The organism is Variovorax sp. AC194 (genome assembly GCF_979257995.1).
On record NZ_OZ409823.1, the window covers coordinates 4,474,242 to 4,489,956 of the forward strand.

General features: G+C 68.8%; 15 protein-coding genes. 3 read left to right on the forward strand and 12 right to left on the reverse strand.

What is annotated here, in order from left to right; all coding sequences use genetic code 11:
• The first annotated feature begins 124 nt into the window (after positions 1 to 124).
• Together ACZYRS_RS21305 and ACZYRS_RS21310 are read left to right on the forward strand one after the other, a co-directional pair.
• Entirely contained in the window at positions 125 to 1,492 is a 1,368-nt protein-coding gene (locus ACZYRS_RS21305) for an amidase (protein ID WP_463420856.1), read from the forward strand.
• Between the two features lie 8 nt (positions 1,493 to 1,500).
• Positions 1,501 to 2,817 (forward strand): MFS transporter, encoded by a 1,317-nt coding sequence (locus tag ACZYRS_RS21310; protein ID WP_463420857.1) that lies wholly within the window; start codon positions 1,501 to 1,503, stop codon positions 2,815 to 2,817.
• Between the two features lie 185 nt (positions 2,818 to 3,002).
• Here ACZYRS_RS21310 and ACZYRS_RS21315 read toward each other — a convergent pair whose 3' ends face one another.
• The 7 genes from ACZYRS_RS21315 to ACZYRS_RS21345 are packed head-to-tail and all read right to left on the reverse strand — an operon-like array spanning position 3,003 to position 9,285.
• Positions 3,003 to 3,227: an acyl-CoA carboxylase biotin carboxyl carrier protein subunit gene (locus ACZYRS_RS21315; RefSeq protein ID WP_463420858.1), complete on the reverse strand. Its 225-nt coding sequence runs from the start codon at positions 3,225 to 3,227 to the stop codon at positions 3,003 to 3,005.
• Entirely contained in the window at positions 3,220 to 4,035 is an 816-nt protein-coding gene (locus ACZYRS_RS21320; RefSeq protein ID WP_463420859.1) for a LamB/YcsF family protein, read from the reverse strand. The genes ACZYRS_RS21315 and ACZYRS_RS21320 overlap by 8 nt, the downstream gene beginning before the upstream one ends.
• The gene (locus tag ACZYRS_RS21325; protein ID WP_463420860.1) at positions 4,032 to 5,051 is read right to left on the reverse strand and encodes a 5-oxoprolinase subunit C family protein; all 1,020 of its coding nucleotides are present in this window, start codon (positions 5,049 to 5,051) and stop codon (positions 4,032 to 4,034) included. Before ACZYRS_RS21325 ends, ACZYRS_RS21320 begins: the two co-directional genes overlap by 4 nt.
• Positions 5,048 to 5,764, reverse strand: a complete 717-nt coding sequence (gene pxpB, locus ACZYRS_RS21330) for a 5-oxoprolinase subunit PxpB (protein ID WP_463420861.1) — start codon at positions 5,762 to 5,764, stop codon at positions 5,048 to 5,050. Before pxpB ends, ACZYRS_RS21325 begins: the two co-directional genes overlap by 4 nt.
• A 17-nt stretch (positions 5,765 to 5,781) precedes the next feature.
• Positions 5,782 to 7,182, reverse strand: coding sequence for an acetyl-CoA carboxylase biotin carboxylase subunit (locus tag ACZYRS_RS21335; protein ID WP_463420862.1), 1,401 nt, complete (start codon positions 7,180 to 7,182; stop codon positions 5,782 to 5,784).
• Between the two features lie 3 nt (positions 7,183 to 7,185).
• On the reverse strand, positions 7,186 to 8,421 hold the full coding sequence (locus ACZYRS_RS21340) for an MFS transporter (protein ID WP_463420863.1): 1,236 nt from the start codon (positions 8,419 to 8,421) through the stop codon (positions 7,186 to 7,188).
• A gap of 42 nt (positions 8,422 to 8,463) precedes the next feature.
• Positions 8,464 to 9,285, reverse strand: coding sequence for a putative hydro-lyase (locus ACZYRS_RS21345; protein ID WP_463422518.1), 822 nt, complete (start codon positions 9,283 to 9,285; stop codon positions 8,464 to 8,466).
• 197 nt (positions 9,286 to 9,482) lie between these two features.
• Here ACZYRS_RS21345 and ACZYRS_RS21350 point away from each other — a divergent pair, with 197 nt between their 5' ends.
• The gene (locus tag ACZYRS_RS21350) at positions 9,483 to 10,469 is read left to right on the forward strand and encodes a LysR family transcriptional regulator (RefSeq protein WP_463420864.1); all 987 of its coding nucleotides are present in this window, start codon (positions 9,483 to 9,485) and stop codon (positions 10,467 to 10,469) included.
• On the opposite strand, the gene mmsB is transcribed toward ACZYRS_RS21350, so the two are convergent.
• From mmsB to ACZYRS_RS21375, 5 genes are read right to left on the reverse strand one after another with little or no spacing between them, the layout of a single operon-like run.
• Entirely contained in the window at positions 10,470 to 11,366 is an 897-nt protein-coding gene (gene mmsB, locus ACZYRS_RS21355; protein ID WP_198784498.1) for a 3-hydroxyisobutyrate dehydrogenase, read from the reverse strand. It abuts the gene before it with no gap.
• Between the two features lie 33 nt (positions 11,367 to 11,399).
• A complete protein-coding gene (locus tag ACZYRS_RS21360; RefSeq protein ID WP_463420865.1) occupies positions 11,400 to 12,515 on the reverse strand; it encodes an enoyl-CoA hydratase/isomerase family protein in 1,116 nt (371 codons plus the stop codon).
• 28 nt (positions 12,516 to 12,543) lie between these two features.
• A complete protein-coding gene (locus ACZYRS_RS21365; RefSeq protein ID WP_463420866.1) occupies positions 12,544 to 13,698 on the reverse strand; it encodes an acyl-CoA dehydrogenase family protein in 1,155 nt (384 codons plus the stop codon).
• Positions 13,695 to 14,090, reverse strand: coding sequence for a lysozyme inhibitor LprI family protein (locus tag ACZYRS_RS21370; RefSeq protein ID WP_463420867.1), 396 nt, complete (start codon positions 14,088 to 14,090; stop codon positions 13,695 to 13,697). The genes ACZYRS_RS21365 and ACZYRS_RS21370 overlap by 4 nt, the downstream gene beginning before the upstream one ends.
• Positions 14,087 to 15,610, reverse strand: a complete 1,524-nt coding sequence (locus ACZYRS_RS21375; RefSeq protein ID WP_463420868.1) for a CoA-acylating methylmalonate-semialdehyde dehydrogenase — start codon at positions 15,608 to 15,610, stop codon at positions 14,087 to 14,089. The genes ACZYRS_RS21370 and ACZYRS_RS21375 overlap by 4 nt, the downstream gene beginning before the upstream one ends.
• Positions 15,611 to 15,715 lie beyond the last annotated feature (105 nt).

Genomic DNA, 15,715 nt, shown 5'->3' on the forward strand with positions numbered 1-15,715 from the left:
CGCTTCAAAGAGGAATATTGGCACAACGAAGACGAAATGAGAAACCACCTTGTTGCACACACCCGATCTCCTTGACCTTAGATATTCTGATCACTCGAACGACGCCCTCCACTATCTGGAAATCATGGTACTGGCCGCGCGCATCCGCACGCGCCAGGTCTCCCCGGTCGCGGTGCTCCGCGCCCAGCTCGATCGCATCGCCGCGCTGGACAGCACGCTGCACAGCTACGCGCTGGTGATGGCCGACGCCGCGATGACGCAGGCCGAAGCGGCGCAGGCAGAGATCGCCGCGGGCCGGTACCGTGGCCCGCTGCACGGCGTGCCCATCGCGGTGAAGGACCTCTGCTTCACCGCAGGCTTCGCCACCGCGGGCGGCATGGCGATCCACAAGCACCACATCCCCGCCGAGGATGCGACCGTGGTGCGCCGCCTGAAGGAAGCCGGCGCGGTACTGGTCGGCAAGCTGCAGCTCACCGAAGGCGCGTACTCGGATCACCATCCGTCTATCACGCCGCCGCGCAATCCATGGCATGCGGACCATTGGCCCGGCATGTCGTCCAGCGGCTCCGGCGTGGCAACCGCGGCGGGCCTTTGCTACGGCTCGCTCGGCTCCGACACGGGCGGCTCGATCCGCTTTCCCTCTGCAGCCAACGGCCTCACCGGCATCAAGCCGAGCTGGGGCCGCGTGAGCCGGCACGGCGTGTTCGAGCTCGCGGCCTCGCTGGACCACATCGGGCCGATGGCGCGCAGCGCGGTCGATGCCGGCGTGCTGCTCGGCGTGATCGCGGGCAGCGAGGAGAACGACCCGACCGCCGCGCTCGACGCGGTGCCCGACTACCTCGCGACGGCGGACCACGGCGCGCGCGGCTTGCGCATCGGCATCGATGCCGCATGGAACAGCGACGGCGTGGACCCCGCGACGCAAGCCATGCTGAAAGACGCCGCAGAGACATTGCGCGCCCTCGGTGCGCGGCTCGTCAACCTGCGCCTTCCCGACATGACGCAGGCGGTGGCGGACTGGTTTCCGCTCTGCGCGGTGGAAGCCGCCGTGGCGCACGAAGCGACCTACCCGTCACGCAAGGATGCGTACGGCCCCGTGCTCTCTTCGGTCATCGAATCGGGCCATGTCGTGAGCGGAACCGAGTTCCAGAAAATCAACCTGCGCCGCATGGCCCTGCGCGGCCGCGTCTCGGCCCTGTTCACCGGCATCGACCTGCTGCTGATCCCGGTACACCCCTTCGCATCACCCACCGTCGCAGCGATGCAGGCCCTGGGCGAAACGCCGACACTGGTGTCCGCGCTGCTGCGCTACACCGCGCCTTTCGACATGACCGGCCACCCCACGATCACGCTGCCCGGCGGATTCACCGAGGCCGGCATGCCGCTCGCATTTCAACTTGTCGCAGCGCATATGGACGAAGCCACGCTGGTGCGCGCCGGCGCCGCGTTCCAGAGCGTGACGGCATGGCACCGCCGCCATCCACTGGACTGAAGAAGAACATGGAGACCTCCCCCTTGACCCCTTCATCTCCTTCGCCGCGCGCACGCCTTTTCCGCGGCTGGCTCGTCGTCGCGGGCGCCTTCGCCGTGACCCTCGTGGGCTTCGGCAGCGCCTACACCTTCAGCGCCTTTCTCGAATCGCTGCAGCGCGACTTCGGTGCCTCGCGCGGCTCGGTGTCGCTGGTGTTTTCGCTCGCGGGCTTTCTCTATTTCGGGCTGGGTGTCATCAGCGGCCCGCTGGCGGACCGGTGGGGTTCGCGCCGGCTCGCGGTCGCGGGCATGGTGCTGGTCGGGCTGGGCCTCGCCCTCGCGGGGCAGGCGCGGAGCCTCACGCAGATCTATCTCGCCTACGGGCTCGGCGTGGGCCTGGGTGTCGGCGCGTCGTATGTGCCGGTGCTCGGCGCGGTGCAGCGCTGGTTCGTCAAGCGGCGCGGGTTCGCATCGGGCCTTGCGGTCAGCGGCATCGGCGTGGGCACGCTGGTGATGCCGCCGCTGGCGTCGTTCCTCATCGAAGCCATCGGATGGCGCCACGCCTACCTGGCACTCGGCGTGCTCGCGGTGGTGGTGGGCGTGGGCATGGCGCTCTTCATTGAGAACGATCCGCGCGACCGCGGGCTCGGCCCCGACGGCGATCCGCCGCAGCCGCAAGCGCCATCGGCCAAGCCGGCAGGTGCGACGGTGCGCGAAGCGGTCACGTCGCGGCGCTTCGCCGGCCTCTTCGCGGCCTGCCTCATCAGTTCGTTCGGCCTGTTCGTGCCCTTCGTCCATCTCGTGCCTTATGCGCTCGACCACGGCGTGCCGTCGACTTCCGCAGTGCTGCTGCTGGGTGCCATCGGCATAGGCAGCACGGCGGGCCGCTTCTTCCTCGGCGGGCTGGCCGACCGCATCGGCCGCCAGTTCGCACTGCCGCTGATGTCCGCCGGCATGGCGCTGTCGCTCGTGGTGTGGGCCGTGTCCGACGGGTTCTGGGGGCTGGCCGTGTTCGCGTTCTCTTACGGCGTGTTCTACGGCGGCTTCGTCGCGCTGCTGCCGGCGCTGGTGATGGACTATTTCGGCGGACGCAACATCGGCGCGATCATCGGCGTGCTCTACACCAGCGTCGCCGTGGGCACGCTGGTCGGGCCGAGCGCGGCGGGCTTTGCGTTCGACGTCAGCCGCAGCTACCTGCTGCCGATCGTGGCCAGCATCGGCGCGAACCTCGTGGCCGTCGCCATCCTGCTGGCCATGGCCCGACGGGATGCCTCGGTGAAACCGGCCGCGGCCGGAGCCGCGCGGGGTACAGTCGGGAATGAACCCACAACCGCCCGCCGCCCCTAGCCCCGCTCCCGCGGCTGCCCCCGAAGTCGTGACCGAAGCCCAGGCCTTCACCCGCGCCTGGATGCTCTTCGTCGTGCTGGTCGCCGTCGTGCTGGGCGTCCTGTGGGCCGTCAAGGCCTACTTCATCTGACGGCCGGGAGCCTGGAATTTAGCGGGCGCTCAGGTCCCTCGCGATTGCGGGGAATTCACGCGGATTCCAGCACGACCAGCACCTGCTCGTCGGTCACCATGTCGCCTTCGGCGGCCAGGATGCGCAGCACCGTGCCCGCGGCCGGCGCCTCCACCGGGATTTCCATCTTCATGGACTCCACGATCAATAGCGTGGCGCCCTCCTCGACCTGCTGGCCCTCGGCCACCTCGAGCTTCCAGATGCGGCCGCTGACATCGGCCACCACGTTGTGTTCAGGCATGGGTATCTCCTCCGGTTGATTGCGTGCGATTCGTCGACAGGAATTCGGGAGCGGCCACGCGCACGCCGACGGCATCGAGCGCGCTGCGGATGCGCTGGGCGAACGCGAGCGCGCCGGGCTGGTCGCCGTGGATGCACAGCGTGTCGGCGCGCAACGCGACCGTCTTGCCGCTGACCGCGCGCACCGTGCCGTGCCGCACCATCTGCAGCACCTGGGCGGCGGCCACGTCGGCGTCTTCGATCAGTGCGCCAGGCTGGCCGCGCGGCGACAGCGAGCCGTCGTCCTGGTAGCTCCGGTCGGCGAACACCTCGGCCGCCACGGGCAGGCCCAGGGCCTCGGCGGCGCGGATCATCTGGCTGCCCGCCAAGCTGAACAGCACGAGCTGCGGATCGACCTCGTGCACGGCGCGCGCGATCGCATCGGCCAGTGCGCGGTCTTTCGCGGCCATGTTGTAGAGCGCGCCGTGCGCCTTCACATGGCTCAACGTGCCGCCGGCCGCCCTCGCGAAGGCCCACAGCGCGCCGACCTGGTAGACCACCATCGCGTGGACCTCGGCCGGCGACACCTGCATCACGCGCCGCCCGAAACCCTGCAGGTCGGGCAGGCCCGGATGCGCGCCGACGCGCACGCCGCGCTGCAGGGCCGCGGCCACCACGCGGTGCATGGTCTGCGGGTCGCCCGCATGAAAGCCGCACGCGATGTTGGCCGAGCTCACATGGTCGAGCAGCGCGATGTCGTTGCCCATGGCCCAGGCGCCGAAGCCCTCGCCCATGTCGCAGTTGATGTCGATGCGCAGCGCCCGCGTCATGGCGCCTCCCCGGCCGCGCGCACCAGGCTGCGCAGCCGCGCGAGCGCGCGCTCGCGCCCCAGGTAGAGCGCCTGCGCCGCCTCGAGCGAAATCGGCTCGAAGCGCAGCGCTTGCTGCGGCGCCAGCTGCGCGACCAGCGGCAGGTCGACGCTGGCCACGCAGGCGATCTTGGGATAGCCGCCGGTGGTCTGCCGGTCGGCCATCAGCACGATCGGCTGCCCGTCGGGCGGCACCTGCACCGTGCCGAAGGCCACGCCCTCGGAGATCATCTCCATCGCATGCCGGCGCTCGAGCACCGGCCCTTCGAGCCGAAAGCCCATGCGGTCGGACTGCGGGCTCACGCGGAACTCGGCCTGCATGAAGGCCTCTTGCGCCTGGGCGGTGAACAGCGCCCATTGCTGACCCGCGATCACGCGCACCGGCGCCGGGCCCTCGGCTTGCGGCGTGATGGCCGGCGCATGCACCTCGGGCTCGTGAATCTCGATGAAATCTCCATCACCCAATCGGGCGAGCGATGCGGCGACCGATGGCGCGGAAAGCGGCGGCACGCCCCCCACCTCCAGCACATCGCCCTTCTTCAGCGCCCGCCCCTGCAGCCCGCCGAACGCGCCGCGCACATAGGTGCTGCGGCTGTCCATCACGCTGGGCACCGCAAAGCCGCCGCGCACCGCCAGGTAGCTGCGCATGCCCTCGATGCGCTTGCCGAAATCCAGCCGCGCACCGGCGCGCACCCACACCGCGCGGTTCATCGGCAGCTCGGCCTCGCCGATGCGCGCCGACAGGTTCGCGCCGCACAGCGCGATCGCCTGGGCCTCGTGGAACAGGAGGCTCGGCCCCATCAGCGTGATTTCGAGCGTGGCTTCGTCCTCGTCGTTGCCGAGCAGCGCGTTGGCGCAGCGGTGCGACCACTCGTCCATCGCGCCGCCCACCACCACGCCCAGGTGCTGGTAGCCATGGCGCCCGCGGTCCTGCAGCAGCGACAGCGCACCGGGCTTGATGACGTCGATGCGGCTCATCGGCGCACCTCCGCGCTGCCGAAGACCTCGGCCGATGCCGGCACGAAGCGGATGCGGTCGCCCGGGCGCAGCAGGCACGGCGATTCGGCCGCCGCGTCGAACAGCTTGAGCGGCGTGCGGCCGATCACGTTCCAGCCGCCCGGCGTTTCCAGCGAATAGATCGAGGTCTGGTCGCGCGCGATCGCCACGCTGCCTGCGGGGACGCGCGTGCGCGGCGTGCCGCGGCGCGGCACGGCGAGCGACGGATCGAGTCCGCCGATGTACGGAAAGCCCGGTGCAAAGCCCAGCATGCAGACGAGGTGCGGCGATGCGACGTGACGCGCGATCACCTCTTCGGTCTGCAGCCCGCAGGCAGCGGCGACCTCTTCGAGATCGGGGCCGAATTCGCCGCCGTAGCAGACCGGGATATCGACAGTGCGCGCGTCCTCGTCTTGATGGCGGATGCCACGCGAAAGCAAGGCGTCGAGCCGCCGGCGCAGCACGTCGTACGGCGAGGCACCTTCCGCGAAGAACTCGGGGCGGTAGTGCACCGCCACGGTGATGAAGGCCGGCACCACGTCCACGATGCCCGCGATGGGTTCGTCGAGCAGTTCGCGCGCGAAGCTGCGCACGGTGGCGTTGACGGCCGGTTCCACGGCCTGGCCGAACTCCACGACGAGGCTGCGGTCGCCCACCGGGGCGATGCGCCAAGGCGATGTGCTGGGAGAAGTCATCGGTCGCACCTTCGTGTTCAGCGCACCGCCGGCGCAACCGCCATCGCCTCGAGCAGCCGCGCGCGCTCTCGCTCGACCAGCCCGGTGTCGAGCCGCCCGGCCGCGAAGTCCTCGTGGCGGATCACGGCCTTGAGGAATGCGAGGTTGTTCTTCACGCCCTCGATGCGGCTGCCCTCCAGCGCAACCAGCATGGCGGCGAGCGCCGCGTCGCGGCTCTCGCCCCAGACGATCATCTTGGCGATCATCGGGTCGTAGAAAGGCGTGATCACATCGCCCTGCCGCACGCCGGTGTCCACGCGCAGGTGCGGCGCGGCCGGGGGCAGCGCGAACACATCGAGCGGGCCCGGCGAAGGGAAGAAGTTCTTGGCCGGGTTCTCCGCATAGAGGCGGCATTCGATGGCCGCGCCGTGCATCGCGATGTCCGCCTGCGCGATCTTGTCGAAGCCCGCGAGCGAGGGGCCCGCGGCCGCCAGCTTGATCTGCTGCTGCACCAGGTCCCAGCCCGTGACCATCTCGGTGACCGGGTGCTCCACCTGGATGCGCGTGTTCATCTCGAGGAAGAAGAATTCGAGCGAGTCCGCATCGACGATGAACTCCACCGTGCCCGGGCCGCGGTAGCGTTGATGCGCGGCCAGCGCGGCAGCGGCCTTGGCCATGCGCGCGCGCAGCTCGGGCGGCAGGCCCGGCGCGGGGCTCTCCTCGATGATCTTCTGGAAGCGCCGCTGGATCGAGCACTCGCGCTCGAAGAGATGCACCGCGCTGCCGTCGCCATAGCCGAACACCTGGATCTCCACATGCCGCGCACGCGGCACATAGCGCTCCAGGTAGATCGTGCCGTCCTTGAACGATTTCGCGGCGAGCTGCTGCGTGGCCGACACCGAGGCCAGCAACTTCTCGGGCGCATCCACCAGCCGCATGCCGATGCCGCCGCCACCGCCCGTGGCCTTGACCAGCAGCGGATAGCCCACGGCCACGGCCGCGTCTTCGATGCCGGCCAGCTCGTCGAGCGCGAAGCGCCGGCTGCCCGGCAGCGTCGGCACGCCAGCCGCTCTGGCGATTTCGCGGGCGCGTTCCTTGTCGCCCATCTCCTCGATGCTCTGCGGCGTGGGGCCGATCCACACCACGCCCGCCGCCTCGGCGGCGCGTGCGAACGCCGTGTTTTCCGACAGGAAGCCGTAGCCCGGGTGCACGCCTTGGGCGCCCTCCGCGACGGCGGCCGCCAGGATGCGCTCGTGGTTCAGATAGCTCTCGGCCGGCGACGCGGGGCCGATGGCGACCGCGCGGTCGGCCATCTCCACGTGCAGCGCCTTGGCGTCGGCCTCGGAGTACACGGCCACCGTCTCGATGCCGAGCGCCTTGCAGGCGCGGATGACGCGGCAGGCGATCTCTCCGCGATTGGCAATAAGGATGCGCTTCATCGCTCAGTCCTCCGACGAGAGCTCGAGGCCGCCCGTTTCAGGCAGCAGCAACGACGCGATGATCACCAGCAGGTAGCCGCCCGCCGCCATGTAGCCGATGGCAATGCCCAGCGGCATCGAGGTGCTCATGTAGCCGATGAGCGCCGGGCAGATCGAGCCGACCGCGCGGCCGAAGTTGTAGCAAAACCCCTGGCCCGAACCCCGCACGCGGCTGGGGAAAAGTTCGCTCAGGTACGCCCCCATGCCCGAGAAGATGCCCGAGAGAAAGAAGCCGAGCGGAAAGCCGAGCACCAGCATCATCCCGTCGGTGATCGGGATCTGCGTGTACGCGATCACCAGCAGCCCGGCGCACAGCGCGAACAGCATGAAGCAGCGGCGGCGGCCCAGCTTGTCGGACAGCCACGCGCTCGTGAGGTAGCCCACGAAGGAGCCGAGGATCAGCACCAAGAGGTAGCCGCTGGTGTTGAACACCGAGAGGTTGCGCTCCATCTTCAGGTACGTCGGCAGCCACGTGGTCACCGCGTAATAAGCGCCCTGCATGCCGGTGGCCAGCAGGCTCGCGAGGATCGTGGTCCTGAGCAGCTTGGGCGAGAAGATTTCCAGGAAGTTGCCCTTGTCGCCCTCGGCCTTCATGCGCGCGCGGGTCTGGTGGTAGACCTCGGGGTCGCTGATGTTGCGGCGGATGTAGAGGATCAGGAGCGCCGGCAGCACGCCGATCCAGAACAGCACGCGCCAGGCGAGCGCCGGCTCCAGCAGCGCATACACCGCCCAGAACGCGATGGCCGAGATGCCCCAGCCCACCGCCCAGCTGCTCTGCACCAGTCCCACGGCCTTGCCGCGGTGGCGCGCCTGGATCATCTCGGCGATCAGCACCGAGCCCACCGACCATTCGCCGCCGAAGCCCAGCCCCTGCAGCGCGCGCGTGACGAAGAGCTGCTCGGGCGACTGCGTGAAGCCGCTCAGGAAGGTGAAGAAGCTGAACCACAGCACCGTCAACTGCAGGATGCGCACGCGGCCATATCTGTCGGCCAGGATGCCCGCGAGCCAGCCGCCGATGGCCGAGGTGACCAGCGCGCCGGTCGCGATGTAGCCGGCCTCGGTCTTGGTCATGCCCCACACCAGGATCAGCGTGGGGATCATGAAGGTGTAGATCATGTAGTCGAACGCATCGACGCCGTAGCCGGCGAAGGCGGCGACCAGCGTCCGGCGCTCCTGGGGTTTGGTTTCCTGCAGCCACATGGTGCGAATCCTCGTTTTTGGAGTGAAGTGAATCGGGGGCGCTCAGGCGAACGGAAGGTCGCGGTTGAGCATGTCGGTGACCAGCATGCAGCCCGGCGAGTGCGTGATGCACAGCGCGGGCCTGGCAGCCATCACCACCGCCTGCGGCGTCACGCCGCAGGCCCAGAACACGGGCAGCTCGTCGGGCGCGATGCGCACCGCATCGCCGAAGTCGGGGCGGGCGATGTCGGCGATGCCGATGAGCGAGGGGTCGCCGATGTGCACCGGCGCACCGTGCACCCTGGGCACGCGCGCGGTGATCTGCACCGCGCGAATGGCGTCGGCCGCCTTCATCGGCCGCATCGACACCACCATCGGCCCGTGGAAGGGACCGGCCGGCACGGTCTGGATGTTCGTGCGGTACATGGCCACGTTCTTGCCCTCGTCCACATGGCGCAGCGGAATGCCCGCATCGATGAGCCCATGCTCGAACGAGAACGAGCAGCCCAGCACGAACGCCACGAAATCGTCACGCCACAGGGCCTTCAGGTCGTCCACCTCGCCCACCAGCACGCCTTCGCGATAGACGCGGTAGGCGGGCACGTCGGTGCGGATGTCGATGTCGCGGCCCAGCGTGGGCAGTTGCGGGTTGCCGGGCTGGCCGACCGCCAGCAACGGGCACGGCTTGGGGTTGCTCTGGCAAAAGCGCATGAAGTCCGAGGCCAGGTCCACCGGCAGGATCGCCAGGTTGCCCTGCACGTGCGCCGGCGCGAGCCCGCTCGTGTGGCGGCGCCAGCGGCCGGCGCGGATGGCCTGCCTTGCCTCCCAGGCGTTAGCGAATTCGTCCGGCGCCTGTACGGCGCGTGTCCCGTCGGTTGCCTGCATGGCACTGCCCGTATCCACCAATTCCATTGCGTACCTCTTGATGTCATGCTTTTGCGGTGGTGCAGGTCTTGCATGCCGGCACACCGTCAATGGGGGGCGATGAAATCACGGCATGCCGATGACGTCGACTCAGAAATTGTTCGAGCCCTCGATAAGATTTTTTTAAGCACCGCTTTGCACCGAACACCGACGGACCGATGAACACACGCTTTCTGGAGACGCTGGTCGTCCTTTCCCGCCTCAAGAGCTTTCGCGAGACCGCGCAGGTGCTGCACACCACGCAGGCGGCCGCATCGCAGCGCATCGCGGCCCTGGAAGACGAACTAGGGGTTTTCCTTGTTGACCGCTCCAATCGCACCCTCGCCCTCACGCCCGTGGGCGAACAGGTGGTGCGGCAGGCCGAGCGCATGCTGGCGCTGGAGCGCGAGCTCAAGCTCTCCACGCAACCCGATGCGCCGCCCGCCGGGCGCGTGCGCATCGGCGTGATCGAGACGGTCGTGCACACCTGGCTCACGCCGCTCATCCACGGCATCACGCGGCGCTTTCCGGCGGTGGACCCGGACATCACCGTGGAGCCCGCGCGCAACCTCAGGGAGCAATTCCGCCAGCACAAGCTCGACCTGCTGATCCAGAACGATCCCGTGGAAGAGGCGGCCGGCAACGTGGAGCTCGAAGTGACGCCGCTGTCGCGCTTTCCGATCCGCTGGATCGCCCGGCCCGACGTGTGGCCCACGCAGGACGTGCTCGCGCTCGAAGACCTGGAGCGCATTCCCGTGCTGACCTACGTGCGCACCTCCAGCCCGCACGCGCATGTGCGCGCGCTGTTCGCGGGGCGCGAGGCCGAGCCGCGCATCTGCAGCTTTCCGTCGGTGCAGTCGATCGTGCAACTCGTGAAGGAAGGCTTCGGGGTGGCGGCGATTCCGCCGATCTTCGTGCAGCGCGAAATCGAGGCCGGGGACCTGAAGCTCTGCGAGGGCCCCGCCCTGCCGCCGCTGGTGGTGACGGTGACGCGGCCCCGCGAATCGTCGCCCGCCGTGATGGCGGTCGACACGATCATCCGGGAGGTGGTGGCCAGCTACTGCAAGGCGGCCGGGCCGCCGTGGGCCATCGACCTGCAGGAGGAGCTGGATGCGGCTGCTGTTGCTGCAACAGCAGCCGCAACTGCGCCCCTCACCGGCAGCTGATCAGGACGCCTTCTGCACCAGCTTCAGCACGCTGGAGAAATCCAGCGCGCCGTGGCCCGCGAGGCTGTGCGCCGCGTACAGGCTGCGCGCGAGGCCGCCCAGCGGCGTGGCAGCGCGCACGGCGGCCGCGTTCTCCTGCGCCAGGCCCAGGTCCTTGAGCATCAGGTCGGTGCCGAAGCCGCCCGCGTAGTTCTTGGAGGCGGGTGACGTCTCCATCACGCCCGGCATCGGGTTGTACTTCTCGAGCGCCCAGTTGCCGCCCGAACTGCGCCGCATGATTTCGGAAAGCACCTTCGGATCGAGCCCATTGGCCACGCCCAGCGCCAGCGCCTCGGAGGTGCCGATCATCAGGATGCCGAGCAGCATGTTGTTGCAGATCTTGGCGGTCTGCCCCGCGCCTGCCGCGCCGGCGTGGAAGATATTGGCGCCCATCTTCTCGAGCACCGGGCGCGCGCGCTCCAGGTCGCGCGTCTCGCCGCCGACCATGAAGGTCAGCGTGCCCGCGATCGCGCCGCCGGTGCCGCCCGAGACGGGCGCATCGATCATCGCGATGCCCTTGGCCTCCGCCGCTTCGGCCACCTTGCGCGAGGTGGCGGCGGCGATGGTGCTGCTGTCGATCACGAGCGTGCCGGCGCGGATGCTGTCGAGCAGGCCGGGCTTGCCCGCGCCGCCCAGGTACAGGCCTTCGACGTGCGCACTGGCCGGCAGCATGCTGATGACGACTTCGGCATCGGCCACGGTTTCCGCGGCCGACTTGGCAATCGGCAGGCCCTCGGCGCCGAACTTCTTGCAGGCCTCGGCCGAGAGGTCGAAGGCGCTGAGCGTGTGGCCGGCCTTGCGCAGGTTCAGGGCCATCGGCCCGCCCATGTTGCCCAGGCCGATGAATGCGATCTTCATGTGTGTTGTCTCCGTTGTTCTCTGTGAATCGGGTCAGACCAGCGAGGCCAGTTCCGCCGGCATGTCGCCGCGCGGGCGCAGGTGGTCGTCGATGAAGGCGGGCGTGATCTCTTCGATCGTCGCGGGGTTCCAGTGCGGGTTGCGGTCCTTGTCGATCAGCACCGCGCGGATGCCCTCGGCGAAGTCCTTGTGCGCGCAGAAGCCGAGCGACGCCCAGTACTCGAGCCGGAACACCTCGGCCAGCGACATGCGGTGCACGCGCTGCCAGAGCTCGAAGCTCAGCGCGGCCGAGCTCGGCGCGCCCTTCACGAAGGTCTTGGAGGCGGACTGCAGCCACGGGTCGTCGCTCTGCAGGTTGCGCAGGCGATTCGCGATGTCGATCAGGTCGTCGCCGGCCATCAGCGCGTTGATGGTGTCGTAGTGCTCGCGCACCTTCGAGGCCGGCAGCTCGGCGCCCTCGCCCGCCTTCGCGAGGATGCGCGAGAGCGTGGCGCGGTCGGCCTTGCTCTCGCCGGCCCATGCCGCTGCGGCGATGGCGTCGAGCACCTGGCCCTTGCGCTCCTGCGGCACGAGCACGTCGGCCAGGCCGCAGAAGATGGCATCGGCCGCGTTGAGGTTCGCGGCCGTGAGCGCCAGGAACAGGCCGGTGCGCCCCGGCGTGCGGCGCAGGAACCAGCTGCCGCCCACATCGGGATAGAGGCCGATGGCGATCTCGGGCATCGCGATGCGGCTCTGCGTGGTCACCACGCGGTGCGAGCAGCCCGACATCAGGCCCACGCCGCCGCCCATCACGATGCCGTGGCCCCAGCAGAGGAAGGGCTTGGGAAAGGTGTGGATCAGGTAATCGAGCTCGTACTCTTCGCGAAAGAAGTCTTCGGCGTAGGTGTTGCGCGCGGGGCCGCATTCCAGCAGCGTCTGGTAGAGCTGGCGCAGGTCGCCGCCCGCGCAGAAGGCCTTCTCGCCAGCGGCCTGCAACAGCACGCCGACGATGCCGTCGTCCTTCGCCCACTCGCGCAGCTTGGGTGTGAGGAGGCGGACCATGTCCACCGAGAGCGCATTGAGCGATGCGGGTGCGTTGAGTGTGGCGGTTGCGAAGCGCTGGCCGCCGGCGGTCTTGATTTCGTCGAAGAGAACTACGGAGTCGGTCATTGTCTTGAGGGGTTCCGGGTGCGGGGCGTCAGCGGATATCGCTGTCCCCTTCCAGCAATTTTCGCGCAACGATCACGCGCATGATCTCGTTGGTGCCTTCCAGGATCTGGTGCACGCGGGTATCGCGCACCAGGCGCTCCAAAGGGAACTCGCTCAGATAGCCGTAGCCGCCGTGCAATTGCAGCGCATCGTTGCAGATGGTGAAGCCCGCATCGGTCGCGAAGCGCTTGGCCATCGCGCAATACGTGCTGGCGTCCGCGTGGCCCGCGTCGAGCTTCGATGCGGCCAGCCGCACCATCTGCCGCGCGGCGACCAGTTCGGTCGCCATGTCGGCCAGCTTGAACTGCAGCGCCTGGAAGCTCGCGATCGGCTTGCCGAACTGCTGGCGCTCGTGCAGGTAGCGGCGCGCCGCATCGAGCGCGCCCTGCGCCGCGCCCACCGAGCAGGTCGCGATATTGATGCGCCCGCCGTCGAGCCCCTTCATCGCGATGCGAAAGCCCTCGCCTTCCTTGCCCAGCAGGTGGTCGGCCGGGATGCGCACGTTGTCGAAGTTGATGGTGCGCGTGGGCTGGCTGTTCCAGCCCATCTTGTGTTCCTTCTTGCCGTAGCTCACGCCGGGCGCATCGGCCGGCACCGCGAAGGCCGAGATGCCGCCCGCGCCGCCGCCGCCCGTGCGCGCCATCAGCACCAGCACGTCGGTCGCGCCCGCGCCCGAGATGAAGGCCTTGCCGCCGTTGATGACGTATTCGTGGCCCTGCAGTTCGGCGCGTGTCTTGAGCGAGCCCGCATCCGACCCGGCGCCCGGCTCGGTGAGGCAGTAAGACGCGAGCTTGCGCCCGCTCGTGAGGGCCTCGCCCCACTGCGCGGCCACCGCATCGGTCGCCCAGGTGCCGAGCATCCAGGTGGCCATGTTGTGGATCGTGATGAAGGCCGTGGTCGACGGATCGACCGCGGCCATCTCCTCGAACACCAGCGCCGCATCGAGCCGCGGCAGCCCGAGGCCGCCGATGCGCTCGGGCGCATAGAGCCCACAGAAGCCCAGCTCGCCGGCCTTGGCGATGGCTTCCTTCGGGAAGATGGCCTCGGCGTCCCACTGCGCGGCGTGCGGCGCGAACTCGGCCCGCGCGAAGTCGCGCGCGGTCTGCGCAAAGGCGTTCTGTTCTTCGGACAGTTCGAAGTTCATTGCTCGCGGCCCTTCCAGCGGTCCAGTTCGGCGGTGCGTTTGCGGGTCGACTTCTCCAGGCATGCGCTGAACACCAGCGGCCAGATGGAGCCGCCCTCGTTCGCTTTCGAGGCCCGCTTGCACGCGGGGTCGCGGCCCTTGAGCCAGGCGCGCTGCTCGGTGCGCAGCGCGACGCGCATCTGCGGCGAGAGCGTCTTCATCACCTCGCCGTAGCGGATGTTGAGCGCGGCGTCGGCCGCACGAAAATCGCGCGCCGCGCAGGCGTTCATCTGCTGCTGGTTCCCGTTGGGATCGCAGTCGTCCGGGCCGGCGTCGGCGGCCTGCGCGCCGCCGGCAAGCAATGCGAGCGCAGCGACGGCACCCCAGGCCGCGACGCGAAGCCCGTGCCTCATTTGAGGCTGATGGTGGTGTTGACGCCGTGCGAGACGGTGCTGTCGTCGAACCAGCGTGCCGTCACGGTCTTGGTCTGCGTGTAGAACATGATGACCTGCTTGCCGTAGGGGCCCAGGTCGCCGAGCTTGGAGGCGCGCGAACCGGTGAACGAGAACATCGGAACGGGCACCGGAATCGGCACGTTGATGCCGACCTGGCCGACGTCGATGTCTTCCTGGAAGCGGCGCGCCGCGGCGCCCGACTGCGTGAAGATCGCCGTGCCGTTGCCGTTGGGGTTGCTGTTGATCAGCTCGATGGCCTCGTCGATGGTCTCGGCATCGGCCACGCACAGCACCGGGCCGAAGATTTCCTGGTCATAGATCGTCATGCCGGGCTTGACGCCCGTGAAGATCGTCGGGCCGACGAAGTTGCCCTTCTCGTAGCCGGGCACGGTCGGCTTGCGGCCGTCGAGCTCGAGCTTGGCGCCGTCGGCCAGGCCCCGTTCGATGAGGTTGTTCACGCGGTCGTACGCGGCGCACGAGACCAGCGGGCCCACGTCCACGCCCTTCTCGGTGCCGGCGCCGATCTTCAGCGTCTTCGCCTTGGCGATCAGTTCGGGCACCCACTTGCGCGCATCGCCCACCAGCACCGCCACCGACACCGCCATGCAGCGCTGGCCGGCGGCACCGAAGCTCGCGCCGGCGAGTGCGTTGAGCGTCTGCTCCTTGTTGGCGTCGGGCATCACGATCGCGTGGTTCTTCGCGCCCATCATGCATTGCACGCGCTTGCCGGCCAGCGTGGCGCGGTTGTAGACGTGCGTGCCGACCTTGGTCGAGCCGACGAAGCTGATCGCCTTGATGTCCTTGTGGTCGCAGATGCCGTTGACGATGGCTTCGCCGCCATGGATCACGTTCAGCACGCCGGGCGGAATGCCGGCTTCGAGCGCGAGTTCGCACAGGCGCATGGTGACCATCGGGTCTTGCTCGGAGGGCTTGAGCACGAAGGTGTTGCCCGTGACGATGGCCATCGGGAACATCCACAGCGGAATCATCGCGGGGAAGTTGAACGGCGTGATGCCGGCGCACACGCCCAGCGGCTGCAGCAGCGTGTAGGTGTCCACGCCGTTGGCCACGTTGTTGGCCAGCTCGCCCAGCTGCAGGTTGCCGATGTTCGATGCGTGCTCGACCACTTCGAGGCCGCGGAACACGTCGCCTTCGGCGTCCGGCAGCGTCTTGCCCTGCTCGGCCGTGAGGATCGCGGCCAGTTCGCCCATGTTCTCGCGGATGAGCTGCTGCAGCTTCAGGAAGATGCGTGCGCGCGCGCCGATGGGGGTCTTGCGCCAGGTCTTGAAGGCTTCCTTGGCGGAGGCCACGGCCGCGTCGAGCTCGGCCTGCGTTGCGAAGGGCACGCGGGCCAGCACCTGCTGGGTGGCCGGGTTGACGATGTCGCGCCATTCGGTGGTCTTGGATTCGACGAGCTTGCCGCCGATCAAGAGCTTGACGGTGGCGATCTGGGTCGAGGGCGTGGTGGTGGCGTCCATGGGGTTTGTCTCCTGTGAATCTTTGCGAAATCTGGAAAGGCGATGCCGGCAGGCCGGTGCAGCCCGCATCCTAGCTTTGCAGATTTGCGATGACAATAGACAAAT